Annotated in this window: 24 protein-coding genes and 1 pseudogene; 16 read left to right on the forward strand and 9 right to left on the reverse strand. The window is 68.9% G+C overall.

Annotated elements, in window-relative coordinates; genetic code table 11:
- Positions 1–114 precede the first annotated feature (114 nt).
- The gene (locus G6N56_RS26010; RefSeq protein ID WP_142280521.1) at positions 115–858 is read left to right on the forward strand and encodes a TetR/AcrR family transcriptional regulator; all 744 of its coding nucleotides are present in this window, start codon (positions 115–117) and stop codon (positions 856–858) included.
- A gap of 56 nt (positions 859–914) precedes the next feature.
- Here G6N56_RS26010 and G6N56_RS26015 read toward each other — a convergent pair whose 3' ends face one another.
- A complete protein-coding gene (locus G6N56_RS26015) occupies positions 915–2486 on the reverse strand; it encodes an MFS transporter (RefSeq protein WP_180150423.1) in 1572 nt (523 codons plus the stop codon).
- A gap of 98 nt (positions 2487–2584) precedes the next feature.
- On the opposite strand from G6N56_RS26015, the gene G6N56_RS26020 reads away from it, so the two are divergent.
- Both G6N56_RS26020 and G6N56_RS26025 read left to right on the forward strand, forming a co-directional pair.
- Entirely contained in the window at positions 2585–3250 is a 666-nt protein-coding gene (locus tag G6N56_RS26020) for a TetR/AcrR family transcriptional regulator (protein ID WP_232069157.1), read from the forward strand.
- Between the two features lie 100 nt (positions 3251–3350).
- Entirely contained in the window at positions 3351–4922 is a 1572-nt protein-coding gene (locus tag G6N56_RS26025) for a flavin-containing monooxygenase (protein ID WP_085254999.1), read from the forward strand.
- Here the strand turns inward: G6N56_RS26025 and G6N56_RS26030 are convergent.
- Positions 4913–5830 carry an SDR family NAD(P)-dependent oxidoreductase gene (locus G6N56_RS26030; protein WP_085255162.1) on the reverse strand — a complete coding sequence of 306 codons (918 nt, stop codon included), beginning with the start codon at positions 5828–5830 and terminating at the stop codon, positions 4913–4915. The two genes, G6N56_RS26025 and G6N56_RS26030, sit on opposite strands and share 10 nt — an antisense overlap.
- 92 nt (positions 5831–5922) lie before the next feature.
- On the opposite strand from G6N56_RS26030, the gene G6N56_RS26035 reads away from it, so the two are divergent.
- Positions 5923–6495: a TetR/AcrR family transcriptional regulator gene (locus G6N56_RS26035; RefSeq protein WP_085254998.1), complete on the forward strand. Its 573-nt coding sequence runs from the start codon at positions 5923–5925 to the stop codon at positions 6493–6495.
- On the opposite strand, the gene G6N56_RS26040 is transcribed toward G6N56_RS26035, so the two are convergent.
- A complete protein-coding gene (locus G6N56_RS26040) occupies positions 6472–7020 on the reverse strand; it encodes a TetR/AcrR family transcriptional regulator (protein ID WP_085254997.1) in 549 nt (182 codons plus the stop codon). The genes G6N56_RS26035 and G6N56_RS26040 overlap by 24 nt on opposite strands.
- Positions 7004–7450, reverse strand: a complete 447-nt coding sequence (locus tag G6N56_RS26045) for an SRPBCC family protein (protein ID WP_085254996.1) — start codon at positions 7448–7450, stop codon at positions 7004–7006. The genes G6N56_RS26040 and G6N56_RS26045 overlap by 17 nt, the downstream gene beginning before the upstream one ends.
- A gap of 242 nt (positions 7451–7692) precedes the next feature.
- On the opposite strand from G6N56_RS26045, the gene G6N56_RS26050 reads away from it, so the two are divergent.
- The 4 genes from G6N56_RS26050 to G6N56_RS26065 all read left to right on the forward strand — a co-directional run bounded on the left by G6N56_RS26050 (position 7693) and on the right by G6N56_RS26065 (position 11364).
- Positions 7693–9069 carry an HNH endonuclease signature motif containing protein gene (locus G6N56_RS26050; protein WP_085254995.1) on the forward strand — a complete coding sequence of 459 codons (1377 nt, stop codon included), beginning with the start codon at positions 7693–7695 and terminating at the stop codon, positions 9067–9069.
- Between the two features lie 151 nt (positions 9070–9220).
- Positions 9221–10195 (forward strand): class 1b ribonucleoside-diphosphate reductase subunit beta, encoded by a 975-nt coding sequence (gene nrdF / locus G6N56_RS26055; RefSeq protein ID WP_180150425.1) that lies wholly within the window; start codon positions 9221–9223, stop codon positions 10193–10195.
- A 102-nt stretch (positions 10196–10297) separates the two neighbouring features.
- Positions 10298–10786 (forward strand): Rv2253 family sensor-like surface protein, encoded by a 489-nt coding sequence (locus tag G6N56_RS26060; protein WP_085254993.1) that lies wholly within the window; start codon positions 10298–10300, stop codon positions 10784–10786.
- 137 nt (positions 10787–10923) lie between these two features.
- The gene (locus G6N56_RS26065; RefSeq protein ID WP_085254992.1) at positions 10924–11364 is read left to right on the forward strand and encodes a DUF3349 domain-containing protein; all 441 of its coding nucleotides are present in this window, start codon (positions 10924–10926) and stop codon (positions 11362–11364) included.
- A 2-nt stretch (positions 11365–11366) separates the two neighbouring features.
- Here G6N56_RS26065 and G6N56_RS26070 read toward each other — a convergent pair whose 3' ends face one another.
- The 3 genes and pseudogenes from G6N56_RS26070 to G6N56_RS26080 all read right to left on the reverse strand — a co-directional run bounded on the left by G6N56_RS26070 (position 11367) and on the right by G6N56_RS26080 (position 14757).
- A complete protein-coding gene (locus tag G6N56_RS26070; RefSeq protein ID WP_085254991.1) occupies positions 11367–12407 on the reverse strand; it encodes an NAD(P)-dependent alcohol dehydrogenase in 1041 nt (346 codons plus the stop codon).
- A gap of 138 nt (positions 12408–12545) precedes the next feature.
- Entirely contained in the window at positions 12546–13625 is a 1080-nt protein-coding gene (locus tag G6N56_RS26075) for an iron-siderophore ABC transporter substrate-binding protein (RefSeq protein WP_180150616.1), read from the reverse strand.
- 68 nt (positions 13626–13693) lie between these two features.
- Positions 13694–14757, reverse strand: a pseudogene (locus tag G6N56_RS26080) (IS110 family RNA-guided transposase).
- Positions 14758–15129: 372 nt separating this feature from the next.
- On the opposite strand from G6N56_RS26080, the gene ctaD reads away from it, so the two are divergent.
- The 8 genes from ctaD to G6N56_RS26120 all read left to right on the forward strand — a co-directional run bounded on the left by ctaD (position 15130) and on the right by G6N56_RS26120 (position 23571).
- Positions 15130–16890 (forward strand): aa3-type cytochrome oxidase subunit I, encoded by a 1761-nt coding sequence (gene ctaD, locus G6N56_RS26085; protein ID WP_085253856.1) that lies wholly within the window; start codon positions 15130–15132, stop codon positions 16888–16890.
- A 23-nt stretch (positions 16891–16913) separates the two neighbouring features.
- The gene (gene serB / locus G6N56_RS26090; RefSeq protein WP_085253851.1) at positions 16914–18152 is read left to right on the forward strand and encodes a phosphoserine phosphatase SerB; all 1239 of its coding nucleotides are present in this window, start codon (positions 16914–16916) and stop codon (positions 18150–18152) included.
- A 120-nt stretch (positions 18153–18272) separates the two neighbouring features.
- The gene (locus G6N56_RS26095) at positions 18273–19067 is read left to right on the forward strand and encodes an ABC transporter ATP-binding protein (protein ID WP_232069398.1); all 795 of its coding nucleotides are present in this window, start codon (positions 18273–18275) and stop codon (positions 19065–19067) included.
- Positions 19064–19915: an NUDIX hydrolase gene (locus G6N56_RS26100; protein ID WP_085253849.1), complete on the forward strand. Its 852-nt coding sequence runs from the start codon at positions 19064–19066 to the stop codon at positions 19913–19915. Before G6N56_RS26095 ends, G6N56_RS26100 begins: the two co-directional genes overlap by 4 nt.
- Before the next feature lie 65 nt (positions 19916–19980).
- The gene (locus G6N56_RS26105; RefSeq protein WP_408632716.1) at positions 19981–20631 is read left to right on the forward strand and encodes an enoyl-CoA hydratase; all 651 of its coding nucleotides are present in this window, start codon (positions 19981–19983) and stop codon (positions 20629–20631) included.
- Positions 20632–20641: 10 nt separating this feature from the next.
- Positions 20642–21616 (forward strand): class I SAM-dependent methyltransferase, encoded by a 975-nt coding sequence (locus G6N56_RS26110; protein WP_085253847.1) that lies wholly within the window; start codon positions 20642–20644, stop codon positions 21614–21616.
- Entirely contained in the window at positions 21574–22806 is a 1233-nt protein-coding gene (locus G6N56_RS26115) for a THUMP-like domain-containing protein (protein ID WP_085253855.1), read from the forward strand. The genes G6N56_RS26110 and G6N56_RS26115 overlap by 43 nt, the downstream gene beginning before the upstream one ends.
- Positions 22807–22878: 72 nt before the next feature.
- A complete protein-coding gene (locus tag G6N56_RS26120; RefSeq protein ID WP_085253846.1) occupies positions 22879–23571 on the forward strand; it encodes an esterase in 693 nt (230 codons plus the stop codon).
- Between the two features lie 39 nt (positions 23572–23610).
- On the opposite strand, the gene G6N56_RS26125 is transcribed toward G6N56_RS26120, so the two are convergent.
- Both G6N56_RS26125 and G6N56_RS26130 read right to left on the reverse strand, forming a co-directional pair.
- Positions 23611–23985 (reverse strand): DUF6264 family protein, encoded by a 375-nt coding sequence (locus G6N56_RS26125; RefSeq protein WP_085253845.1) that lies wholly within the window; start codon positions 23983–23985, stop codon positions 23611–23613.
- Positions 23986–24005: 20 nt separating this feature from the next.
- Positions 24006–25283, reverse strand: coding sequence for an outer membrane protein assembly factor BamB family protein (locus G6N56_RS26130; protein WP_180150620.1), 1278 nt, complete (start codon positions 25281–25283; stop codon positions 24006–24008).
- Positions 25284–25292: the final 9 nt, after the last annotated feature.

Consider the following 25292-nt stretch of genomic DNA (forward strand, 5'->3'; position numbering starts at 1 on the left):
TTGCGACTTTCGGGCGCGAATTTCGCAGCCAATTCACGCTCGGCGCCGGTTGCGGCGGCTCGATGCTGGCCGGTCTGCCCAGGTCAGCCCCAGCAGCGGGGTATGGTGCTTGACGTGGTGAGAATTCCGCGTCCACCCCATCCCAGCGTCAAGCCCGGGGTCAAAGTCGACGCGCGCAGCGAGCGCTGGCGCGAGCACCGCAAGAAGGTCCGCGGTGAGATCGTCGACGCGGCGTTCCGCGCGATCGACCGCCTGGGCCCGGAGCTGAGCGTGCGGGAGATCGCCGAAGAGGCCGGAACCGCCAAGCCGAAGATCTACCGCCATTTCCAGGACAAGTCCGACCTGTTCCAGGCGATCGGCGAGCGGCTCCGAGACATGTTGTGGGGAGCCATCTTCCCGTCGATCGACCTGAAGACGGATTCGGCCCGCGAGGTGATCCGGCGCGCCGTCGAGGAGTACGTCAACCTCGTCGATCAGCACCCCAACGTGCTGCGGGTGTTCATCCAGGGCCAGTCGTCGGCCACGCCGCAGTCGGCCGTCCAGATCCTCAACGAGGGTCGTGGCATCACCTTGGCGGTGGCGGACATGTTCGACAACGAACTCAAGGAAATGGAACTGGACCACGCGGCCATCGAATTGGCCGGCCACGCGGCGTTCGGCTCGGCCGCGTCGGCCACCGAGTGGTGGCTCGGCCCCGACCCGGACAGCCCCCGGCGCATGCCGCACGAGCGGTTCGTCGCGCACCTGACGACGATCATGATCGGGGTCATCGTCGGCACCGCGGAGGCGCTCGGCATCGCGCTGGACCCGGACCTGCCGATCCACAGCGTGGTTCCGCACAACTCCGCGACGGGCTGACCGGCCAAACGAGATGGCCCGCCACAAAAGGCGTGACGGGCCATCCCGAAACCGCTCTACTTGGTGCCGCGCCCCACGAACATCGCCAGCACCGCCCCGACGGCGGCCGCGACGGCGGCGACGACCATGGAGGCGTGCAGACCGACCATGAAGGCCCCGTGGCTGCCCTGCGTGACCGCGTGCGCCAACGGCGCCGGCATGCCGGGTACGGTCGGGCTGAAGCCCTGGGCCACAAGCTCTTTCGCGGCGGTCAGCTTGCCGGCCACCGGGGCCGGGACGCCCGCGCCGGTGAGCTGGTCGACCAGCACGTAGCCGACCCGGCTCGACAGCACCGAGCCGAGGACGGTCGTGCCGAGCACGCCGCCCAGCTGGATGGCCGTGCTCTGCAACCCGCCGGCGACCCCGGCGTCGTCGTCGCCCGCGTTGCCCATGATGGCTTCCGAACTCGCCGTGAGGACCAGGCCGATGCCGGCGCCCAGTAGCACGAACGCGGGCCAGAGCGCCCCGTAGCCCGAGTCGGTGCGCAGGAAGTCCAGGGAGAACAGCGCGGCCGAGACGGCGGCCAGCCCGAGGACCATCGACGGTCGCGGACCGAACTTCTCGGTGAGGAACCCACTGAGCGGGGCCGTGACCATCAGCGTGAGGCTCAGCGGCAGCGTGCGGACCCCGGTTTCGACCGGGCTGAATCCGAGCACGTTCTGCAGGTATAGCGACAGGAAGAACACGGCGCCGAACAGCGCGAAGAAGTCGATCACGACCACCGCGGTGCCGATCGACAGCTGCCGGTTGGCGAACAGCCGCATCGGCAGCAGCGGCTCGGCCGTCCGCAGCTCGATCAGCACGAACGCGGCCACGGCCGCCAGCCCGGCGAACAGCAGCCCGAGCGTCCGGCCCGCCAGCCAGCCCCAGTTCTGTGCCTTGATCAGCCCGAATACGACGAGGAACAGGCCGCCGGACAGCGTCACGGTTCCCGGAATGTCCAGCCGCCGCCCGCCCGCGCTGCGGCTCTCGGCGATCGCCAGGCCGCCAACCAGCAGGGCAAGCGCCGCGATCGGCGCGTTGATGTAGAACACCGACTGCCAGTTGACGTGCTCGACGAGCAGACCGCCGACGATGGGTCCGGCCGCGATCGACACACCCGATGCCCCGCCCCAGATGCCGATGGCCGTGTTGAGCTTCTCGGGCGGGAACGCGGCGCGCACGATCGCCAACGTGGCCGGCATCAACAGCGCCCCGAAGACGCCCTGCAGGGCGCGCAGGGTGATCACGCCGCCCACGGTGCCGATCAGCCCGATTCCCACCGAGGTGACGGCGAATCCGACGACGCCGACGAAGAACGCCCGGCGCCTGCCGAACCGGTCGGCGAGCTTTCCGCCGAAGATCAGCAGCGAGGCCAGCGCCAGCATGTAGGCATCGGTGATCCATTGCAGGTCCTGAAGTGATGCATGCAGGTCGATGGCGATGCGCGGATTGGCGATGGCCACGACGGACGCGTCGAGGCCGACCATGATGACACCAATGGAGGCGGCGGCCAGCGTCCACCAGGGATTGCCCCGAATGCCATGGCGGCCCGGCGCGCGATGTTGGCGTTCTCCCGCCAGCTCCGGGGCGGTCAGTGCGACCGACATAGTTGCTCCGTTCATATGTGGAGGGTGGTTACCACTTGCGGTTCCGACCATAGGCGCAAGTGGATGACGTCCTCCACTTCTCTGGGTATGCTCGGCATGTGATTTCACGCGCAACGTCGCGCGCAAAGGGACCCAGGCCACTGCGCGCCGACGCCAGACTCAATCGCGACCGGATCCTGTCCGCCGCCGCAGAGCTGTTCGCCGAGCGCGGGCTGTCGGTGCCGCTGGAGGAAATTGCCGCGCGCGCGGGGGTGGGGGTGGCCACGCTCTACCGGCGCTTCCCCACCCGGGCCGACCTCGCGGCCGCCGCGTTCGAGCGCAACATCGCCGGCTACACCCGGGCGGTGGATCGCGCCCTGGCCAACCACGATGCATGGGAAGGCTTCCGCGGCTTGGTCTTCGAGCTCTGCGAGATGCAGGCGGCCGACGCCGGCCTTCGCGACCTGTTGACGACGGCGTTTCCCGCCAGTAGCGCCGTCGAGCAGCGCACCAACGAGGCGGTCGAGAAGGTGCGGACGCTGATCGGCCGCGCGCAGAGCGCCGGCGTGCTGCGCCCTGATGTGGTGGCCGGGGACATCGTCGTGATGCTGCTGGCCAACGCCGGCGTGCTGCGCGCCACCGGGGCCTCGGCCCCGGACGCGTGGCGCCGTTTCGCCGCACTGATGGTTGACGCGTTCCGCGCCCGCCCCGGGCCGCCCTTGCCGCCCGCTCCGCCGGAGCAGCAACTGCGCCGGTCGGTCGCTCTGCTGACCGAGGGGCGTTGACGCGCGTCAGCGGCCGGGGCGCGTTGACAGCCTTACGCTGGCCGGACAGACTGAACCCCACAAAGTATCCGGTACCGGCGTTCCCAGGAAGGATCGCAGCATGACCATTGCCGAGGCTTCTGCCGAGCCAGGCGCCGACCAGGGGCCGGCGTCCCAGGCCCATCAGCCGGTGCACACCCGCGCCCTCATCATCGGAACCGGGTTTTCCGGGCTCGGCATGGCGATCAAGCTGCAGCAGCAGGGCGTCGACTTCGTCATCCTGGAAAAGGCCGGCGACATCGGTGGCACGTGGCGCGACAACAGCTACCCGGGGTGCGCGTGCGACATCCCGTCGCACCTCTACTCCTTCTCCTTCGAGCCCAAGCCGGACTGGAAGAACCCGTTCTCCTATCAGCCGGAGATCTGGGATTACCTCAAGGGCGTCACCGAAAAATACGGGCTGCGGCGCTACATCGTCTTCAACTCGCTGGTCGATCGTGGGCACTGGGACGACGACGAGTGCCGCTGGCACGTGTTCACCTCCGACGGGCGCGAGTATGTGGCCCAATTCCTGATCTCGGGGGCGGGCGCGTTGCACATCCCGTCCATCCCCGACTTCGAAGGCCGCGACGAATTCCGCGGACCCGCCTTCCATTCTGCGGAGTGGGACCACAGCGTCGACCTGACCGGCAAGCGGGTGGCGGTGATCGGCACCGGCGCCAGCGCGATCCAGATCGTGCCCGAGATCGTCGGGCAGGTCGCCGAACTTCAGCTCTACCAGCGCACCCCGGCGTGGGTGGTGCCGCGGTCGAACCCCGAGATCCCCGTGGCGCTTCGTCGGGCCATGGAAAACGTGCCTGGGCTGCGCGCGCTGACGCGTCTCGGGATCTATTGGGGCCAGGAGGCTTTGGCGTTCGGCATGACCAAGCGGCCGAACCTGCTCAAGATCATCGAGGCGTACGCCAAATACAACATTCGCCGCTCGATCAAGGATCGCGACCTGCGGCGCAAGCTGACCCCGCACTATCGCCTCGGCTGCAAGCGAATCCTGAACTCCTCGACGTATTACCCGGCGATCGCGAACCCGAAGACCAAACTGATCACGGACCGCATCACACGGATCACCCCCGACGGGATCGTCACCGCCGACGGCACCGAACACAAGGTCGACGTGATCGTCTACGGCACCGGGTTCCACGTCACCGACTCCTACACCTACGTCCAGATCAAGGGACTGCACGGGGAGGACCTCGTCGACCGGTGGAACCGCGAGGGCATCGGCGCGCACCGCGGGATCACCGTCGCCGACGTGCCCAACCTGTTCTTCCTGCTCGGACCGAACACCGGGCTGGGCCACAACTCGGTGGTGTTCATGATCGAATCCCAGATTCACTACGTGGCCGACGCCATCGCCAAGTGTGACCGGATGGGGGCGCAGGGGCTGGCACCCACCCGGGTGGCTCAGGACCGGTTCAACAACGAACTGCAGGAACACCTTTCGCACTCGGTGTGGAACAGCGGCGGCTGCAGCAGCTGGTATCTCGACGAGCACGGCCGGAACACCGTGCTGTGGGGCGGCTACACGTGGCAGTACTGGATGGCGACCCGCTCGGTCAAGCCCGAGGAGTACCAGTTCTTCGGCGTGGGTAAGGGCTCGAGGGCCGATCGCTCAGCCGTCGCCGCTCAGGCCTGAACGGCGCCAACGGTATTGCGCGGGGCGCGTGACTGATCGCCGTCGCGGAATCGCCGAAGTTCGCGCGCCACGATGCGATCCAGCACCCGGTCCGAGACGATCCGGCTGATCCGCGCCAGCACTGCGGCGTCACGGCCGATGGTGTAGCGGGTCCGGGGACGCGATGCGGTGGCTGCCTTGGCGATCACCTTTGCGGCATGGTCGGCCGAAACGCCGGTTGCGCAGAATGAGCGGGCTTGCGCGGTGCTGGCGGCGATGAGGTCGCCGTAGCGCGCGCGTTGGGCTGCGGTCATGTCGGCCTGCAGTTCGAGCGCGGTGGCGATCCCCCGCTCCGGCATCGTTGTCTTCACCGCGCCGGGTTCGACGACGACGATTCTGATCCCGGTACCGATGACCTCGCGACGCAGAGCGTCGCTGACCGCCTCGAGCGCGAACTTCGAACCGGCGTATGCGCCGTACGTCGGCAGGACGACCTTGCCGCCGATGGAGCTGATGTTCACCACGGTGCCCGCGCCGTTCAGGAGGGCGGGGAACAGCGCCTGTGTTATCGCTATGTGGCCGAAGAGATTCACCTCGAACTGCCGGCGCCACTGCGCCAGCGGCAGCGCTTCGAACGGCGCGTTGACCGCGATCCCGGCGTTGTTGACCAGCGCGCGCAGGGGACGATGCTGCGGGTCGCTCGCGACGCGGTCGGCGATCGCGGCGATGTCCGATTCGACGGTGATGTCGAGGATCTGGGGCTCGATCCGTTCCGCGCGCAGCGCCTCGGCGTCCTGTTCTCGCCGCACACCGGCGAGGACGTGAAATCCCCTGCGTGCCAATTCCCTTGCCGTCGCCGCACCGATGCCCGTCGAGGCGCCGCTCACCACGATCAGCTCATGACGGTCGGCGCTGTTTCGGGTGCTCATGGCGGCCTCCATAGCGGTTGAGTTGACGCTGTCATCTCAAACTAGCATTTGAGTTGACGTTGTCAACTCGGATACCGGCTTATGCTCGGCGGATGGCGACACGAGCCGAGAGGGCCGCGGCCACCCGCCGTTCGCTGCTCGCGGCGGCGGGGGTGTTGCTCGACCTCGGGGGAGTCGAGGCGGTGACGCTGCGCGAGGTGGGCGCCCGCAGTGGCGTGTCGCGCTCGGCGGCGTATCGGCACTTTGCCGACAAGGAGGCTTTGCTGGCGGTCCTGGCGACTAATGCCCTGGCGGAGTTGGGTGATGCGCTCGAGGGATTGGTCGCCAGCGGCGACCCGCCCGAGGTGTCGTTGCGGTCCGGTCTGCTTTCGTTGATCGCCATCGGCCGCGCCCGGCCCCACCTGTACCGCCTGATGTTCACCCCGCCCGCGGGCGACCCGATCGAAGCCGCTCGCGCGGCCGAGCGCACGCAGAACCTGTTCCTGGAACTCGTGGGTCGCATCGTCGGGCCCGGGCAGGCGAGACGCTACGGGGCGGTGCTGTTGACCAGCGCCCACGGCATCACGGGCCTGGATCTGAGTGGCCACATGGATCTGGACAAGTGGCACACGAACGCCGAGGAACTCGTCGACACGCTGATCTCACTGTTGCCGCGAGCGAAGTAACTCCGCGAAAAGCAGCGCCGCCGCGTCGACCCCGGCGTCGTCGTCGGTGGCCACGAGGTCCAGGAGCAGGCCGCGGATCACGGCCAACCCGAGCCTTGCCATGGCGGGGTCGACCGGGGCGCCCGCTGCCGCCTCGACCTCGGCGAGCCAGCCATTGACGGCGTCGGGGACCATTCGGGCATAGGGCTTCTCGCCCTGGGCGGCGCGCGCGTAGCACTCGAAGAAGAGGCGTTCGGAGTTGCGCAGCTCGGGTCGCCGGACGTCGGCCCACATCGCGGCGAAGCTCGCGGCCGGATCGGCGGGCAGCTCGGGCAGCAGGCGCATCTGGCGGCGCTCGACCTCCTCGACGATCGCGACGAGTAGGTCGCCGCGGGATCCGAAGTGGTGCAACAACATTCGGTGACTCGTGCCGACGGCGGCCGCCACGTCGCGCAACGAACGGTCACCGACACCGCCCGTGGCGAACTCTTCCACCACGGCGGCGAGCAGCTGCCGGCGCCGTTCGAGGTCAGGGGTGCGCGCCACCGGTGCGGCTCAGCTGCTCCGACCGCGCCTTCAGGCCCCGCGCTTCCATGGCGAGGTATCGCTTGGTCATCGCGCTCGTCAGTCGCCCCACGAGCCCGCCGACCGGACCGCCCTGGTCGAGTCGCTGCGTGACCAGGGTGCGGCCGCCCGGTTGCGAGATCACCTGGTGGCGCGCGCTGGTCGACGCGCCGGGTGAACGCACCTCCCACGTCCACGACGTGCCGGGGTCGATGGCGGTGACCGTCCATACGAGTTTGGGCATGCGGGGCTGCTTGATCGCGAACCGCTTACCCACGGCGAGCCCCGGTCCGTCCACCGCGGCAAGCGATGTCACCGATGCGGTCCACTGCGGCCAGCGTTCGACGTCGGTGAAGACCTCCCACACGAGCGTCGCCGGAGCGTCGATCTCGACGCTGTCGTCTGTAATCATGTACCAGATGGTACATCCTCGCACGCGCTGTGCGAAGTGGTTTTGGTGGCTGGGGTTGGCGTCACGGCAGGGGCCGGTCGTTCGTCGGACACCCGATTGCCCGGGCAGACCGGCGCGCCTGAATCCGTCCTGGCGTCGGGTTGGGATCGGCCGCGAAATCGTATCGAGAAAACTTGTGTCACTTCCGTTTCGGTAGTCACAATCCGGCCACTTCTGTCGGTGGCCGTCTCTAGCTTGAGGTCATGGCGTCGAGCGGAGGTGTGAGTCAGGAGGCGCTGGCGGCCGCCTTCGACACCATCGACGCCGCGATGGACAAGGGCGTGGGGATCGACTGCGACGCGTTCTCAACCCAGGACGCGTTGGCCTTCTTGGAGCGTTCTGAGCGGGTGCGCCGCCGGCTGCCGGCGTTGGAGCACCCGCTGATCAATCTGCTAGGCCGCCAAGCCACCCCGGAAGAGCTGGGCGGCAAGCTATCTCACGCAATCGCCGAGGCCGCCCGGATCAGTCGCGCCGAGGCGTCGCGACGGGTCAAAGACGCGGTCGATCTGGGTCCGCGCCGTGGGTTGACCGGCGAACGGCTCGACCCGGTGCTGGCCCACACCGCGGCGGCGCAGCGCGACGGTGCGCTCGGGCCCGAGCACGTGGGCGTGATCCGGAAGTTTTTCCGCCACCTGCCGCGCTGCATCGATCAGCAGATCCGCGAGCAGGTCGAAGACCGGCTGGCCGTCGAGGGCGCCCGTTACCGCCCCGAGCAATTGGGCGAGTTGGGGGCGGTGCTCGCCGATTGCCTCAACCCAGACGGCAACTACACCGACGCGGACCGTGCCCTACGTCGCGGGCTGACGTTGGGACCGCAAGGCGCCGACGGGATGTCGGAGTTGCGGGGGCGCCTGACTCCGGAGGCCCGCGCGACGCTGGAGGCGGTTATGGCGAAGCTGGGCGCACCCGGCATGTGCAATCCCCTCGACGACAACCCGTGCGTGGACGGCAACCCGTCGCAGGAGGCCATCGACACCGACGCCCGCGGCACCGCGCAGCGCCAGCACGACGCGCTGCTGGCCGGGCTGCGGGCGCTGCTGGCCTCGGGAAAGCTGGGTCGGCACAACGGGTTACCGGCCTCGATCATCGTGACCACCACGCTGGCCGAGCTGGAGGCCGCCGCAGGTCGCGGGCTGACCGGTGGGGGGAGCATCGTGCCGATGAGCGATGTGATCCGCCTGTCCCGCCACGCCCGTCATTACCTGGCGATCTTCGACAAGGGCAAGGCCCTGGCGCTCTACCACGCCAAACGGTTGGCGTCTCCGGGGCAGCGAATCGTGTTGTACGCCAAGGATCGTGGGTGTTCGGCGCCGGGGTGCACGGTGCCCGGCTACTACTCCGAAGTCCACCACGTCACCGACTACGCCCAATGCCGGCACACCGACGTCAACGAGCTTACCTTCGCCTGCGGTCCCCAGCACCGGCTGATCAAGCCCGGCGGCTGGAGCACCCGCAAGAACGCCAACGGCGAAACCGAGTGGATTCCGCCACCCCATCTCGACCGCGGCCAGCCCCGGATCAACACCTTCCACCACCCCGAGAAGCTCCTGCGCGACGGAGACGACGAGGACGGATGTTAGCAACCCGAAGCGATAGTCGAGCCTGGGCAACCGGACGAGGCGCGGCGACACGCCAACACAACTTCTTGTGTTCCGCCGGCTTGTCGGACCCCAGGGGTAGTGTTTGTGGCCTGCGTACTGCAGTTAAACCTTCCGGTGAAGTGGGGTTCTGGTGACCGAAAACATGAAGCTCATCGACCGCGTTTCCGCGATCAACTGGAACCGGCTCCAGGACGAAAAAGACGCCGAGGTCTGGGAGCGGCTGACCGGAAATTTCTGGCTCCCCGAGAAGGTGCCGGTGTCCAACGACCTGCCGTCGTGGGGGACGCTGAACGCGGGGGAGAAGCAGCTCACCATGCGGGTGTTCACCGGGCTGACGCTGCTGGACACCATCCAGGGCACGGTCGGAGCGGTCAGCCTGATCCCCGACGCGCTGACCCCGCACGAAGAGGCCGTGCTCACCAACATCGCGTTCATGGAGTCGGTGCATGCGCGCAGCTACAGCAACATCTTCTCCACGCTGTGCTCGACGGCCGAGATCGACGACGCTTTCCGGTGGTCGGAGGAGAACCCGAACCTGCAACGCAAGGCCGAGATCGTCCTGCAGTACTACCGCGGGGACGAGCCGCTGAAGCGCAAGGTGGCGTCGACGCTGCTGGAGAGCTTCCTGTTCTACTCCGGGTTCTACCTGCCGATGTACTGGTCGAGCCGCGCCAAGCTGACCAACACCGCCGACATGATCCGGCTGATCATCCGCGACGAGGCCGTGCACGGTTACTACATCGGCTACAAGTACCAGCGCGGCCTGGCCCTGGTCGACGACGCCAAGCGCGCCGAGCTGAAGGACTACACCTACGAACTCCTCTTCGAGCTCTACGACAACGAGGTGGAGTACACCCAGGACCTCTACGACCAGGTCGGGCTGACCGAGGACGTCAAGAAATTCCTGCGCTACAACGCGAACAAGGCGCTGATGAACCTCGGCTACGAGGCGCTGTTCCCGCGGGACGAGACGGACGTGAACCCGGCCATCTTGTCGGCGTTGTCGCCCAACGCCGACGAGAACCACGACTTCTTCTCCGGGTCGGGCTCGTCGTACGTGATCGGCAAGGCCGTCAACACCGAAGACGAGGACTGGGACTTCTAAGCTCTCGGCGTCGAACACCGCGCCGAGCCTTGCCGGCGATGGCGCGGCATCACACCATAGAGAAACCATAGAGAGTGGGCGCGGGGACCTGGAGGAGCGACGATGGCCCCAGATGGTCTGATCGGGTTCGTCGGTTTATTGGTCGCGCCGCTCTCGCTCGCCCCCATCGCCTTGGCCGATGACCCGTCCTGGAACGGCCAGTACGCAATCACGTTCATGGTCGGCCCGAAGTCGGGAACCAGCATGGCGGTCGGCGACCCCGAAGTGCAGCACACCTCTACCTATGGGTTCCGCTCGAGCTGCACGGACGGGAAGTGCGTCGCCACGATCGTCAGCGGCCCTCCGCCGAGTAATCCGACGGTGCCGCAACCGGTTCAGTTCACCTGGGATGGGTCGTCCTGGGTGCAACACAGCGATTTTCAATGGGACTGCATGATGCCCGACACCACGATCCAGTGGAGTCCGGCCCATGCCGACGTGCGCTACACGCCGCAACCTGACGGGTCGCTTTCGGGCACCATGCACACCGATATCCTGAGCGGTCCGTGTCAGGGCACGATCGACATGGGCATGAGGGCGGAGCGCGCATAAGTTACCGGCGCCGAGGTTGCCGGGACCAAGCGCCGATTAATTGCCCACGGGGATCAGCGCGTGAACGGAACATGAAATGTCCGGATCGGGCGACGCCGCGGTGGCGCTGGTGACGCCCCTGCCGTGAGACTAAGGGCGTGACGAACACCTCCTCCTCGCCCGCCCAGAAGCACCACCACTTCTGCCGCTCGGTCGTTCGCTGGCTGACGGCCGGCTACCCCGACGGGGTCCCGGGGCCCGACCGGGTGCCACTGATGGCCCTGCTGCGCAGCACGCCGCTGACCGAGGATCAGATCAAGCAGGTGGTGCACGAGATCAGCGCGAAGGAAGGCTCCCCGGAGACCGTCGACCACCCAATCGACCGCGACGAGATCGAAGCATTCATCGCCGGAACGACCCACCACGACGCGGGGCCGGAGAACGTCATCCGGGTCGCCGCCAGGCTGGCCTCCGTCGGCTGGCCCCTGGCCGGCATCGATGTCAGCGAGGTGATCCCGGGCGACGAGGACGCCGAAGCCGCAGAGCTGGCCGCCAAGGGCCAGGACTCCGAGGCGCAGCCCTCCGGGGTTGCCTCATAACCTCATAGCTTCGAGATGTCGATCACGAAGCGATAGCGCACGTCGCTCGCCAGGACGCGCTCGTAGGCCTCGTTGATGTAGTCCGGTTCGATGAGCTCGATCTCCGGGGTGACGTCGTGCTCGGCGCAGAAGTCCAGCATCTCCTGGGTCTCGGCGATGCTGCCGATGTTCGACCCGGACAGGCTGCGCCGCGCCAGCGCGAGCGGGAACGCCCCCACCTCCATGGGGTGCTCGGGGATGCCCAATTCGACCAGGGTGCCGTCGACGTCAAGCAGGTTGAGGTAGTCGTTCAGTTTCAGGTTCGCCGAGACGGTGTTCAGGATCAGGTTGAAGCTGCCGCGCAACTTGGTGAAGGTCTCGGGGTCCGAGGTCGCGTAGTAGTTGCTGGCGCCCAGCCGCAGCCCGTCCTCCATCTTCTTCAGCGACTGCGACAGGACGGACACCTCGGCGCCCATCGCCGCGCCCAGCTTGACGCCCATGTGGCCCAGGCCGCCCAGGCCGATGATCGCCAGCCGGGTGCCCTCGCCCGCCTTCCAGTGCCGCAGCGGCGAGAACAGCGTGATGCCCGCGCACAGCAGCGGCGCCGCCTTGTCCAGCGGCAGCGAGTCGGGAATGCGCACGACGAAGTTCTCGTCGACGACGACGGCCTGGCTGTAGCCGCCGTGCGTCGGCGTGCCGTCCTTGTCGATGGAGTTGTACGTGAACGTCGCGCCCGGCTTGCAGTACTGCTCGAGCCCGGCCTTGCAGCTGCTGCATTCGCCGCAGGAGTTGACCATGCAGCCCACGCCGACATGGTCGCCGACCCGGTGCTTGGTGACATCCGAGCCGACCGCGGTCACCACGCCGGCTATCTCGTGACCGGGCACCACGGGGTAATTCGGCGTGCCCCACTCGGCCTTCACCGTGTGGATGTCGGAGTGGCAGATGCCGGCGAACTTGATGTCGATCGCCACGTCGTGCGGACCCGGTTCGCGACGCTCGATGGTGGTCTTGGTCAGCGGCTCCGTAGCGGAGGTGGCGGCATACGCCGAAACAGTGCTCATTAGAGTCCTCTTCGTTGTCGTCGTCTCGTTGTCGTCGTCGTTGCGTCGCTAGATAGCTTAACTATGTGATGAAGGTCGGGCCACTTGGCTTGAGGGCCTACCCGAAAATTAGCTCAGAACCGGCCGCTTGCGCCGCGCTCAGTTGATCGGGGCATTCAGCAACCGTAGGTCTTCGATGATGCCACGGGCCGCGACTAGCCCTTCGCCCGTTTGCCAGATCTCGTCGTTGACGACGTAGACACGATTGTCGCGGTTAGCCGACAGCTTGCGCCAGGGGTCGCTGTCCAGGACCGCGGCGGCGCGATCGGAGGCGGCGGGTGAGTCGCACGACACATAGACGACGTCGGCGTCCGCCGCCGAGAGGTCGGGGTTCTTGGCAAGGTCGGCGTCGGTCGCGGCGATCTCGATGTACGGCTTGTCGGTGAAGCGCTGCGCCGCCGGCCGGTCCACGCCGGCCGCGGCCAGCACGCTGGCGGGGAAGTTGCTGGCCCCGTATACGCGGATGGCATTGGCGGTCAGCTGGACGACCGACGCCTGGAAGTGGGCGGCATCGTGCGCGCTGCCGATTCGGGTGGCGCGCTGCGTGAAGCCGTCGATCAGCCCGTCGACCGCGGCGCCCCGCGACGTCGCGGCGCCGACACCCCGCAGGTTGTCTTCCCAGGCGGCGCCAGGTGCCGCGGTGAACACGGTCGGCGCGATAGAGGTGAGCTGCGGGTACAGCTTCGGTGTCAACCCCTGCGATCCCAGGATGAGATCCGGGTGGGCGGCGGCGATGCGGCCCAGGTCGGGGTTCGTCCGCGTCCCCGCGGGCGGGACGCCGTGCACCGCGGCGCCCAGGTAGGCGGGTTGACTCGACGCGCCGTCGGGCAGCGCGGCGGCGACCACCCGCGCCTGCAGGCCAAGCGCGCACAGCGCGTCGAGCTGATCACCGGACAGCACTACGATGCGCTGCGGATCCGCCGGCACCTGCGCTACCTCCGGGCTGACCCCGGGCGCGTTGCGAACCGGACGCGTCGGCGGCCCCGGGTCGGGCGCGCCGGCGTCCCGTGCGCAGGACTCGTCGGGCTTGCGGTCGTTGCCCAGCACGCCGGCGCCCGCGATCTGGGTGGTCGCGGTGACCAGGGACCGGCTCGATGTGGCGGAGTCCCGCCCGGACCCGCAACCGGCGCACGCCAGGGCCATCACCAGGACCATCGCCAAGGCCATCGCCAGGGCCATCGCTTGGGCCCTGGCCGCGAACGGCCAAAGGGATCGGGTGGCGCCGAAATGCACGCGTTTCTCCTATGTCAAGCCGCTGCCAGTTGGCAAGGCTTTTGGCGGTTGTTGTGGTCGGTGTGAAGGTGGCGAAAGACGACGCGGGCGAGGCGGCGCTTGAGGCAACGAAGAGCTTCGGGGGCGGAGTCGCCTTGAGCGAGGCGGTGCCGGTAGTAGGTCTGGCCTAGGCCGTCGAGGCGAATCTGGGTGACGGCGATGCGGTGCAGCGCAGCGTTGAGCTGGCGGTTGCCCGAACGCGTCATCCGGACCCGGCCGTGGTGTTGCCCGACCACACCGGCACCGGCGCCACACCGCTATGGCGGGCGAAAGCTGCCTCACTCTTGAATCGGGTGACGCCAGCGGTCTCGCCGACAAGCTTGGCCGCGGTCAGCTCCCGCATCCGGGCATCGCCAGCAGCACCGGGGCGACGGCACGCACATGCTCACCGATGCGTTTAGCCAAGGCGTTGATCTGTTCGGTGAGTCGAGTGATGTCGGCCAACTCGTCGCTGGCCAGCTCGGCGAGCAGACCGTCGAGGGTGTTCAGCCAGTCACCGAGGATGACCCGGTGTTTGGCCAGGTCCAATGACCGAGCCACCGGGGCGCGCTCGGGATCGAGCTCGTGAATACGCCAGCGCAGCCGGTTGATCATCGCAGTCCGTTGTGCGACAAGGACTTCGCGGCGATCGACCAACAACTTCAACTCACGTGACACCTCGTCGTGAGAGGCGACGGGCAGATCTGGCTCGCGCAGAAATGCCCGCGCGACCGCCAACGCATCGATGGGATCGGACTTGCCGCGCGTGCGCGCCGAAGCCCGCACCTGAGCCATCATCTTCGGGGGAACCCGCACCACGTTCTGACCAAATCCGAACAGGTCGCGTTCCAGACGCGCCGACAAGTGCCGGCAGTCCTCGATGGCCCAGACGACGTCGTCGCCGAAATGTTCGCGGGCCCACATCACCGCCTCGGCATGCCCAGCGGTGACCGCCGTAACGGTCTTCACCAACCTTGCGGCCCACCTCGTCGACGGCGACAAAGGTATGCGTGCGCTTGTGTACATCGGCTCCAACAACAACCATGGTGGTTGCCTCCATTCACTGAGAGGTGACGGTTGGGCCGGTCGGCGGACAAACCTCAGTGGGGGCGGTGCCACGCTCCTATCAAGTCACGCCGGCCGGTCCTTCACACCTGGTGCCGACAAAACGCATGCACGCCAACCCGAAGGCGGCACCGACGCTACGAGCCAAGCACCAGATGATCAGGATCCCACCACCGCGATCAGCGGCACCTCACCCTGACACTGAGACCGACGCTAACATCCGGCCGCCGAGCGAAGCGTGGGGAAACGGCCCGTTCGCTGCGGTTGGCCTATTTACGACGGTTTGTAGGACCAGCCCCGCCCGGTGCGCGATAGGAGGCTAAGATTCGTCAATGACACTGTCCGGGATGGATGTTTGGAGGAGCTGTTGACAGCCGAAGCCCCCCCGTTGCGGGAACTCGAGGCCTTCCGCCCTTACCCGGCCCGGACGGGTCCCAAGGGAAGCCTGGTCTACAAGCTGATCACCACGACCGATCACAAGATGATCGGCATCATGTACACGGTCACGTGCTTCGTGTTCTTCTTCATCGGTGGCCTGCTGGCGCTGCTGATGCGGACCGAGCTGGCCGCGCCGGGCCTGCAGTTCCTATCGAATGAGCAGTACAACCAGCTGTTCACCATGCACGGCACGATCATGCTGCTCTTCTATGCCACCCCGGTGGTGTTCGGCTTCGCGAACCTGGTGCTGCCGCTGCAGATCGGTGCCCCGGACGTCGCCTTCCCGCGGCTGAACGCCTTCTCCTTCTGGCTCTTCCTGTTCGGCGCGACCATCGGCATGGCCGGCTTCATCACCCCTGGCGGCGCCGCGGACTTCGGCTGGACCGCCTACACCCCGCTCAGCGACGCCACCCACTCACCGGGGGCGGGCGGTGACATGTGGATCATGGGCCTGGCCGTCGCCGGTCTGGGCACCATCCTGGGTGCCGTCAACATGATCACCACGGTGGTGTGCATGCGCGCGCCGGGCATGACCATGTTCCGGATGCCGATCTTCACCTGGAACATCCTGGTGACGTCGATCCTCATCCTGATCGCCTTCCCGCTGCTGACCGCGGCGCTGTTCGGGCTCGCGGCCGACCGGCATCTGGGCGCCCACGTCTATGACCCCGCGAACGGCGGGGTTCTGTTGTGGCAACACCTGTTCTGGTTCTTCGGCCATCCCGAGGTGTACATCATCGCGCTGCCGTTCTTCGGCATCGTCACCGAGATCTTCCCGGTGTTCGCCCGCAAGCCGATCTTCGGTTACACGACGCTGGTGTACGCGACGCTGTCGATCGCGGCGCTGTCGGTGGCGGTGTGGGCGCACCACATGTTCGCCACCGGGGCCGTGCTGCTGCCGTTCTTCTCGTTCATGACCTACCTGATCGCGGTGCCGACCGGGATCAAGTTCTTCAACTGGATCGGCACCATGTGGAAGGGGCAGCTGACCTTCGAGACGCCGATGCTGTTCTCGGTGGGCTTCCTGGTCACCTTCCTGCTGGGGGGCCTGACCGGTGTGCTGCTGGCCAGCCCGCCGCTGGACTTCCACGTGACCGACACCTACTTCGTGGTGGCGCACTTCCACTACGTGCTGTTCGGGACCATCGTGTTCGCCACCTTCGCAGGCGTCTACTTCTGGTTCCCGAAGATGACGGGACGCCTGCTTGACGAGCGGCTGGGCAAGCTGCACTTCTGGCTGACGTTCATCGGTTTCCACACCACCTTCCTGGTGCAGCACTGGCTGGGTGACCTCGGCATGCCGCGCCGCTACGCCGACTACCTGCCCACCGACGGCTTCCAGCCCTACAACATCGTCTCGACGGTCGGCGCCTTCATCCTGGGCGCGTCGATGTTCCCGTTCGTGTGGAACGTGTTCAAGAGCTGGCGCTACGGCGAGGTGGTGACCGTCGACGACCCCTGGGGCTACGGCAACTCGCTGGAGTGGGCGACCAGCTGCCCGCCACCGCGGCACAACTTCACCGAGCTGCCCCGCATCCGTTCGGAGCGGCCTGCCTTCGAGCTGCACCACCCGCACATGGTGGAACGGATGCGCGCCGAGGCTCACGTGGGTCGCCACGCGACGGCGATGGAGTCGCCGAAGGGTTTCGGCCCACGGACGGAAGCGGATCGCGCGACCGCTGAGCAGTAGCGGCGAATCGCTATGAGTCGCTAGTGACATCCCCACCCAAGGTGTCGGTGCTCATCACCGTCACCGGCGTGGACCAGCCCGGCGTGACATCGGCGCTCTTCGAGGTCCTGTCGCGGCACGGCGTCGAGCTGCTCAACGTCGAGCAGGTCGTGATCCGGCACCGGCTGACGCTGGGGGTGCTGGTGTGCTGCCCGTCCGACGTGGCCGACGGGACGGTGCTGCGCGAGGACGTCGAAGCCGCCATCCGGGGCCTGGGCCTCGACGTGAGCATCGAGCGCAGCGACGACGTGCCGATCATCCGCGACCCCTCGACCCACACCATCTACGTGCTGGGCCGGCCGATCACCGCCGGCGCGTTCAGCGCGGTGGCCCGCGAGGCCGCGGCGCTGGGCGTCAACATCGACCTCATCCGGGGGGTCTCCGACTACCCCGTCACCGGCCTCGAGCTGCGGGTCTCGGTGCCGCCGGGTGCCGACGGCGCGCTGCGGACCGCCCTGAACCGGGTGTCCGCCGACGAAAGTGTCGACATCGCGGTCGAGGACTACAGCCTCGAGCGGCGAGCCAAGCGGCTCATCGTGTTCGACGTCGACTCGACCCTGGTGCAGGGCGAGGTGATCGAGATGCTGGCGGCCAAGGCCGGCGCCGAGGGGGCGGTCGCCGCGATCACCGAGGCCGCGATGCGCGGCGAGCTGGACTTCGCGCAGTCGCTCGAGCAGCGGGTGGCGACCCTGGCGGGACTGCCCGCCACGGTGATCGACGAGGTCGCCGATCAGCTGGAGCTGATGCCCGGCGCCCGCACCACGCTGCGGACGCTGCGGCGGCTGGGTTACCACTGCGGCGTGGTGTCGGGCGGATTCCGCCGGATCATCGAACCGCTCGCCGAGGAGCTGATGCTCGACTTCGTCGCCGCCAACGATCTCGAGATCGTCGACGGCACGCTCACCGGCCGGGTCGCCGGCCCGATCATCGACCGGGCCGGCAAGGCCAAGGCGCTCCGGGACTTCGCGCATCAGGCCGGGGTGCCCATGGCGCAGACCGTCGCGGTCGGCGACGGCGCCAACGACATCGACATGCTGGCCGCCGCCGGGCTGGGTGTGGCGTTCAACGCCAAGCCCGCGCTGCGCGCGGTCGCCGACGCGTCGCTGAGCCACCCGTACCTGGACACCGTGCTGTTTCTCCTCGGCATCACCCGCGGCGAGATCGAGGCCGCCGACGCGGTCGACGGCGAGGTGCGCCGAGTGGAGATCCCGCCCGGGTCGTAGCGGTCGGGCGGGCAACGCGGAAGGCGGTGACCCGGCACGTATTCGGGTGCCGCGGTACGGCACGATGGTCGGGTGCCCGACCAAACTGACGAGGCAGCCGACCCCGATCTGCTGATCGAAATGCGCGACGTCTCGCTGCGCCGGGACGGGCGGGTCCTGGTGGGGCCGTTGGACTGGGCGGTCGAACTCGACGAGCGCTGGGTCATCATCGGCCCGAACGGCGCCGGCAAGACGTCGCTGCTACGCATCGCGGCGGCGGCCGAGCACCCCTCATCGGGTGTCGCCTTCGTCCTCGGGGAGCGGCTGGGCCGGGTGGACATGTCGGAGCTGCGTGCGCGGATAGGGCTGAGTTCGTCGTCGCTGGCGCAACGGATTCCCACCGACGAGGTGGTGCGCGACCTGGTGGTCTCGGCCGGCTACGCGGTACTCGGCCGGTGGCGGGAGCGCTACGAGGACGTCGATTACCGGCGCGCGATCGACATGCTCGAGAGCCTCGGCGCCGAGCACCTCGCGGACCGCACCTACGGGACGCTGTCGGAAGGTGAGCGCAAGCGGGTGCTGATCGCCCGCGCCCTGATGACCGATCCCGAACTCCTGCTGCTCGACGAACCGGCCGCCGGCCTGGACCTGGGCGGGCGCGAGGAGCTGGTGGCGCGGCTGGCCGACCTGGCCGCCGACCCCGATGCGCCGGCGCTGGTCCTGGTCACCCACCACGTCGAGGAGATCCCACCCGGCTTCAGCCATTGCATGCTGCTGTCGGAGGGCGAGGTGGTGGCGTCGGGTTTGCTGACCGACGTGCTGACCGCCGAGAACCTGTCCGTCGCGTTCGGCCAGTCGATCGCCCTGGAAGTCGTCGACGGGCGCTATTTCGCCCGGCGCATCCGCGCCCGCGCTGCCCACCGGAGGGCCCAATGACCGAATCCAACGACCAGCCCCTCGTACCCCGGCCGGCGGCGACCGTGATGCTGATCCGCCCCGAGCCGGAGGGCTCAAAGACCGGGCTGGCCGTCTTCCTGATGCGCCGGCACGCCCGGATGCACTTCGCCGCGGGGACCATGGTGTTCCCGGGTGGCGGCGTCGACGACCGCGACCGCAACGCCGACCTGGGGTCGGGGGCCTGGGCCGGTCCTCCGCCGCAGTGGTGGGCCGAGCGGTTCGGCATCGAGCCCGACCTGGCCGAGGCGCTGGTCTGCGCCGCCGCCCGCGAGACCTTCGAGGAGTCGGGCGTGCTGTTCGCCGGACCGGCCGGCCGGTCCAGTTCCGCACCGGACGGCATCGTCGGCGACGCGTCGGTGTACCGCGACTCCCGCCACGCCCTGGCGGAGGGAACGCTGTCCTTCGCGGATTTCTTGCGCCGCGAGAAGCTGGTGCTGCGGTCGGACCTGCTACGGCCGTGGGCGAACTGGGTCACCCCGGAAGCCGAGCGCACCCGCCGCTACGACACCTACTTCTTCGTCGGGGCACTGCCAGCGGGACAACGGGCGGACGGCGAGAACACCGAATCCGACCGGGCCGGATGGACGACGCCGCAGGCCGCCATCGACGACTTCGCGGCCGGCGAGAGCTTCCTGCTGCCGCCGACCTGGACGCAGCTGGACTCGCTCGCGGGCCGCACCGTCGAGGACGTGCTGTCCGTCGAGCGCCAGATCGTCACGGTGCAGCCGCGTCTCGAGATCCAAGGCGACAACTGGATATTCGAGTTCTTCGACTCCGACCGGTACCACCAGGCACGCAAGGCCGGCGGGATGGGGTGGCGCCATTGACCGGATCCGGGCGTGAGTTCGTCAGCGTCGTGGTGAGCGACGGCACGCGGGACGCCGGCCTCGCCATGCTGCTGCTGTCGCGGCCGCCGACCAACGCGATGACCCGCCAGGTCTACCGGGAGATCGTGGCCGCGGCCGACGAGCTAGGCCGGCGCGACGACGTCGCGGCGGTGATCCTGTTCGGCGGCCACGAGATCTTCTCCGCCGGCGACGACCTGCCGGAGCTGCGGACCCTGAACGCCGCCGAGGCCCGCACTGCGGCCGCGGTCCGGCGGCAGGCCGTGGACGCCGTCGCCGCCATTCCCAAGCCGACCGTAGCCGCGATCACCGGCTATGCACTCGGCGCGGGCCTCACGCTCGCCCTGGCCGCCGACTGGCGGGTCAGCGGCGACAATGTGAGGTTCGGTGCGACCGAGATCCTGGCCGGCCGGGTCCCGGGGGGTGGCGGCCTGGCCCGCCTCAGCCGCGCGGCCGGGGCGAGCAAGGCCAAGGAACTCGCGTTCAGCGGACGCTTCGTCGGCGCCGAGGAGGCCCTGGCGCTCGGCCTGGTCGACGAGCTGGTGGCCCCGGACGATGTGTACGACGCCGCCGCGGCGTGGGCGCGCCGTTTCCTCGACGGTCCGCGGCACGCGCTGGCGGCCGTCAAGGCGGGCATCAACGACGCGTTCGCCGCAGGTCAAGGCGGTGCGGCGGAGTCCGCATTCGACGCCCGTTAGGCTGCCCTGCATGACGACGAGTTCGACCGACGCCGTTCCCAACCCGCACGCCACCGCCGAGCAGGTGGAGGCGGCCCGGCACGACAGCAAGCTGGCCCAGGTGCTCTACCACGACTGGGAGGCCGAGTCTTACGACGACAAATGGTCGATCTCCTACGATCAGCGCTGCATCGACTACGCCCGGGGCCGGTTCGACGCCATCGTTCCCGACGAGGTTCAGCGCCAACTGCCCTATGACAGGGCTCTCGAATTAGGTTGTGGCACGGGCTTTTTCCTGCTCAACCTGATCCAGTCCGGGGTTGCGCGGCGCGGGTCGGTCACCGACCTGTCGCCGGGCATGGTCAAGGTCGCCACCCGCAACGGGCAATCGCTGGGCCTGGACATCGACGGAAGGGTCGCCGACGCCGAGGGCATCCCGTACGACGACAACACCTTCGACCTCGTGGTCGGGCACGCCGTGCTGCACCACATCCCCGACGTGGAGCTGTCGCTGCGCGAGGTGATGCGGGTGCTGCGCCCCGGTGGCCGCTTCGTCTTCGCCGGGGAGCCGACCAGCGCCGGCGACGTCTACGCCCGCGAGCTGTCGACGCTGACCTGGAAAGTCGCCACCAACGTCACCCGGCTCCCCGGCCTGGGCGGCTGGCGGCGGCCGCAGGCCGAGCTGGACGAATCCTCCCGGGCCGCGGCCCTGGAGGCGATCGTCGACCTGCACACCTTCACCCCCGGGGACCTCGAACGCATGGCCACCAACGCGGGTGCCGCCGAGGTGCGGACCGTCAGCGAAGAGTTCACCGCCGCGATGTTCGGCTGGCCGGTCCGCACCTTCGAGGCGTCGGTGCCGCCCGGGCGCCTCGGCTGGGGCTGGGCGAGGTTCGCGTTCAGCGGCTGGAAGGCGCTGAGCTGGGCCGACGCGAACGTCTGGCGCCGCGTGGTGCCGAAGGGCTGGTTCTACAACGTCATGGTCACCGGGGTCAAACCCTCCTGAGTGCCGGGTTAGCCTTCACCGCGGACGACGTCGCCTACCTGCGGTCGCAACCCGGTGCCGCGGCGCTGCGGGAGGTCGCCGAGCTGGCGCTGACCGGCGCCACCCGGATCGCCGACGTCGCGGCGGTGCGTGCGCGGTTCGGCGACCGCGCGGCCGTTCTGGTGGAAACCACCCTGCTGCGCCGGCGCGCCGCCGACAAGCTCGACGGACTCGGCGACGTATCGGACTGGCTGTTCACCGACGAGGCGCTGCAGCAGGCCACTGCGGGTCCGGTGGCCGTGCATCGGGCCCGGCGACTCGCCGGCGCGGCAACGGTGGTGCACGATGCGACGTGCTCGATCGGCACCGAGCTGGCCGCGTTGCACCGCGCGGAGATCGGCGCGGTCGGAAGCGACATCGATCCGGTGCGGCTGGCGATGGCGCGCAACAACCTGGGGGAGACGGCCCACCTCTGCCGGGCTGACGCCCTGCATCCGGTGACCCGCGACGCGGTCCTGCTGGTCGACCCGGCGCGGCGGCAGGACGGCCGCCGGCGCTTCGGCATCGACGACTACCGGCCCGGCCTGGGCTCGTTGATGGACGCCTGCCGCGGCCGCGACTTCGTCGTAAAGTGCGCTCCGGGCATCGATTTCGACGATGTGCGGCGCCTGGGGTTCGACGGCGAGATCGAGGTGACCTCCTACCGCGGGTCGGTCCGGGAGGCGTGCCTGTGGTCACCGGGGCTGGCGTCGCCGGGTGTGCGCCGACGGGCCACCGTGCTGGATCGCGGCGAGCAGGTCACCGACGCGGAGCCTTCCGACTGCCCGGTGCTGCCCGCCGGCCGATGGATCGTCGACCCCGACGGCGCGGTGGTGCGCGCGGGGCTGGTGCGGCACTACGCCGCCCGGCACGGGCTGTGGCAACTCGATCCCGACATCGCCTACCTGTCCGGGGATGCGCTGCCGCCGGGAGTCCGGGGCTTCGAAGTGCTCGAGCGGCTGGCGTTCGACGAGCGGCGCCTGCGTCAGACGCTGTCGGCACTCGATTGCGGGGCACTGGAGATCCTGGTCCGGGGCGTGCAGGTCGATCCCGACGCGCTGCGGCGCCGGCTGCGCCCGCGCGGCGACGCGGGCCTGTCGGTGGTCATCACCCGCATCGGCACCGGCCCCGGGGCCCATGCGGCGGCGTTCGTCTGCCGTCCGTCCCGGTAGCGCCGGGTACGCTGGCTGCCGGCACTCACCCGGTCGCCCAACCCCTTTAATGTTTGCGAGGACAGTTCGACCATGCGTTATCTGCTAGCGGCCGCGGTGCTCGCGCCCGCGGTCCTGTTGGGCTGGCCGGCGGCAGCGCCGTCGTCGGCGGCCCCGCCACCCTGCGTCGGCCTGGGCGGCACGGTCGACGCCGGACAACTGTGCCACATCCAGGACACCGGCCCCACTTACACGCTCAGCATGACGTTTCCGGCCGACTATCCCGACGAACAGGCCCTGACCGACTACATCACCCAGAACCGCGACGGGTTCGTCAGCGTCGCCCGCAGTTCCGGCAGCCGCGACCAGCCGTATCAGATGGAGGCCACCACGGAGCAGCACGGCTCCGGGCAGCCGCCGCATAACACGCGCAGCGTCGTGCTCAAGTTCTTCCAGGACCTCGGAGCGCACCCCTCGACTTGGTACAAAGCGTTCAACTACAACCTCGGCACCAAGCAGCCCATCACCTTCGACACGCTGTTCCCGCCCAACACCACGCCGATGGACAGCCTCTTCCCGGCCGTTCAGCGCGATCTCGCGCGCCAGAATCCCCTGGGGGCAGCGATCTTGCCCTCGACCGGGCGCGACCCTTCGCACTACCAGAACTTCGCCATCACCGATGACCAGCTGATCTTCTACTTCGCCCCGGGGGAGATGCTGCCGGCGTTCGCCGGGCCCGTCCAGGCGTCCGTGCCCCGCAATGCGATCCCGCCGCTGGCCGTTTAACGGGCGTTCGGGGGCTCCTCGCACCCCCACCCTCGGCGGCTAGACCGGCCCGGCCAGTGTCTCCATCGCGGCGGCGCCGATCGCCAGCGCCACCTGCGCGGCACCCCCGGCGAGAGGCACGAAGAACGCGGTGCGCTGGCGGGCGAGGCGGCGCACGGCGACGATCAGGGTGACGACGAAGACGACGGCGCCCCCGCCAACTCCCAGCAGCATGGCGCGATCGATCCAGGCCGGATCGCCGCACTTCCGGTAGCCGCAGGGGTCGGTGGCCATGACGAGCATGCCGAGCACACCGACCGTCACCGTGACGAGGAACGCGTGCGCGGCGAGCAGCACGATGGTGACCACGCGGTCCGCCGCCTGGCCTTGTTGGCCGGTCTTGTTGTGGGCGGCCTCGGGGTCATCAGCGGGCACTGAACGAGTATGGCCGCCGCTCAGGCCGGCGCGAAACCGTAGACCTGCCCATCGCTGCTCGCGGCCACCACACGGCGGTCGGCGCCGATGGACACCCCGACGGGGTAGCCCGTGGCGGCGGGCAGGGGGTAGCTGTTCAGCGTATGACCGTTGCCGGGGTCGAAGGCCAGCAGCGACATGCCCGGCGAGCCGTTCGCGGCCGGACCGCTGACCACGGCGTAGCCGACACCGCCGCCGGCCAGGCTCGACGACGACAGGGGGACGGCGTCGTCGCGCCGCCACACCTGGTCGGCGTGGTCGCCCGCGTCCTTGAACGCCGCCAGCCGGGTGTCGGGGCCGCCGCCCGACACGATCAGCCCCTGCGGGGTGACTGCGGGCGGCGTCTGCGCCAGGAAGCCGAGCGGCACGGACCACTTCACCTTCCCGTCGGCGGCGTGCAGCGCCCACAGCCGCTGGTCGCGCCCGTTGACGTACACGGTGGACCCGTCGGCGGACAACACCGGGCTGGCGATGACGCCGGAGGTCACCGCATCGCTGGTCCAGTCGCGCACCAGCAGCGGGGTCTGGCCAGGGTGGTACTTGAGCCCGATCAGGCTCGCGGCCGGGGCGCCGGGCTGCCACACGCCGATCACCGCCGTCCCGCTGGCGGCCGAGAAGGCGGGCGCGGCCGCGACCGGGCAGCCTTGGCGGGCGGGCGCACAATCGGCCAGGCCGCGGGTGGCGTCGGTGGGATCCACCCCGTCCACCAGGTCCAGCGGACTCCCGACGACCTCTCCGCGGTGCGCGTCGAAGACCAGCACCTGGCCCAGGTGGGTGCTGACCAGCAATTGGCCGTTCCCCAGGAATCGCGGGGTGGTGGGCATCCCGATCACGGGCTGCCGCCACCGGGTCCACTGCGTGACCGGGAAGGACTGGAAGGCGCCCGGCTGGCCGACGTAGAGGTTGTCGAACCCGTCGAACAGCGGGCCGGCGAAGCCGCCGCCCTGGAACAGCCGCACACACCAGCGCTGCCGGCCGTTGTGGTCGTTCTCCCACTCCATCAGCGAGCATCCGGAGGGGGTCTGGGCGTTCAGGGCGAGGTAACCGCGCGCGCTGAGCGCCGGCCCCGCGGCCAGGCTGCCTTTGACGGACCGCGTCCACTGCAGGGAAAGCTTGGTGGCCCCGCCGATGGGGGAGTAGCTGCTGTTGGCGGCGTCGCCGTACTGCGCGGGCCATGCTTGGGCGGGCGATGCTTCGACCCACGAATCGGTGTTACCGCACCCCGCGAGCCCGGCCACGAGGGCCGCCGCCAGGACCACCGATGACGA

Source organism: Mycobacterium saskatchewanense, assembly GCF_010729105.1.
In the GTDB taxonomy this organism is placed as follows: domain Bacteria; phylum Actinomycetota; class Actinomycetes; order Mycobacteriales; family Mycobacteriaceae; genus Mycobacterium; species Mycobacterium saskatchewanense.

Excerpts from the sequence above, each read along its gene's own strand:
- G6N56_RS26015 (WP_180150423.1), bottom strand. The coding sequence starts at position 2,486 with ATGTCGGTCGCACTGACCGCCCCGGAGCTGGCGGGAGAACGCCAACAT.
- G6N56_RS26025 (WP_085254999.1), top strand. The coding sequence starts at position 3,351 with ATGACCATTGCCGAGGCTTCTGCCGAGCCAGGCGCCGACCAGGGGCCG.
- G6N56_RS26030 (WP_085255162.1), bottom strand. The coding sequence starts at position 5,830 with ATGAGCACCCGAAACAGCGCCGACCGTCATGAGCTGATCGTGGTGAGC.
- G6N56_RS26035 (WP_085254998.1), top strand. The coding sequence starts at position 5,923 with ATGGCGACACGAGCCGAGAGGGCCGCGGCCACCCGCCGTTCGCTGCTC.
- G6N56_RS26045 (WP_085254996.1), bottom strand. The coding sequence starts at position 7,450 with ATGATTACAGACGACAGCGTCGAGATCGACGCTCCGGCGACGCTCGTG.
- G6N56_RS26050 (WP_085254995.1), top strand. The coding sequence starts at position 7,693 with ATGGCGTCGAGCGGAGGTGTGAGTCAGGAGGCGCTGGCGGCCGCCTTC.
- G6N56_RS26060 (WP_085254993.1), top strand. The coding sequence starts at position 10,298 with ATGGCCCCAGATGGTCTGATCGGGTTCGTCGGTTTATTGGTCGCGCCG.
- G6N56_RS26070 (WP_085254991.1), bottom strand. The coding sequence starts at position 12,407 with ATGAGCACTGTTTCGGCGTATGCCGCCACCTCCGCTACGGAGCCGCTG.
- G6N56_RS26075 (WP_180150616.1), bottom strand. The coding sequence starts at position 13,625 with ATGGCCCTGGCGATGGCCTTGGCGATGGTCCTGGTGATGGCCCTGGCG.
- G6N56_RS26095 (WP_232069398.1), top strand. The coding sequence starts at position 18,273 with ATGCGCGACGTCTCGCTGCGCCGGGACGGGCGGGTCCTGGTGGGGCCG.
- G6N56_RS26100 (WP_085253849.1), top strand. The coding sequence starts at position 19,064 with ATGACCGAATCCAACGACCAGCCCCTCGTACCCCGGCCGGCGGCGACC.
- G6N56_RS26105 (WP_408632716.1), top strand. The coding sequence starts at position 19,981 with ATGCTGCTGCTGTCGCGGCCGCCGACCAACGCGATGACCCGCCAGGTC.
- G6N56_RS26110 (WP_085253847.1), top strand. The coding sequence starts at position 20,642 with ATGACGACGAGTTCGACCGACGCCGTTCCCAACCCGCACGCCACCGCC.
- G6N56_RS26120 (WP_085253846.1), top strand. The coding sequence starts at position 22,879 with ATGCGTTATCTGCTAGCGGCCGCGGTGCTCGCGCCCGCGGTCCTGTTG.